This window comes from Aerococcus sp. L_32 (genome assembly GCF_050689315.1).
This window is the reverse complement of sequence record NZ_JBOEQF010001276.1, coordinates 1-516: the sequence shown is the minus strand read 5'-3', so window position 1 is coordinate 516 and position 516 is coordinate 1. Positions and strand designations below refer to the sequence as shown.

Annotated in this window: 1 pseudogene; it reads right to left on the bottom strand. The window is 39.1% G+C overall.

Going from position 1 to position 516, the window contains the following annotated elements:
- Positions 1–516: pseudogene (locus ACRCJ0_RS19305) on the bottom strand (phosphoribosylformylglycinamidine synthase); the annotation flags it as partial.

Sequence of the window (516 nt, the reverse complement as noted above, 5' to 3'; positions counted from 1 at the left end):
TTCGTAGCGACCGGCATCAATGGTCACAATATCGATTTGGGTGTTAAAAGTGGTGTGACGACAGTGGTCTGACCAGTATGTATCAATGACTTTCAACTCAGTTAAATTGGGATTACGGTTTTCAGATTTAAAATATTCTTGGCAAAATCGCAAGTCGTCTAAATCCATGGAGAATTTATGAGCTAGGTTAACTAAATCAGCTTCAGACATTTCGGTGAAACCTACAACTTCCTCAAGCTCTTCAGTAGATGAAGAGTAAATCTCAAATGGGGGTTCATCCATGGCAATGACGGTATTTTCAACCGGATTGATGAAGTAATTTTCAAAAATTTGCCCTTGGTCTGGTGTGACATTATTTAAAGTCACGACTTTAGAATGGAAAACTTTGACTTCTTCAAAACCAAGCACATGTTGGATCATTTCCGTCATCATTTGCTCATGTTCATTGTATTGACCAGTCACTTGGCGGTAGCAGAAAGTGTAGTCAGCGGTGGGGATTTCTTCGATAAAAGTTAT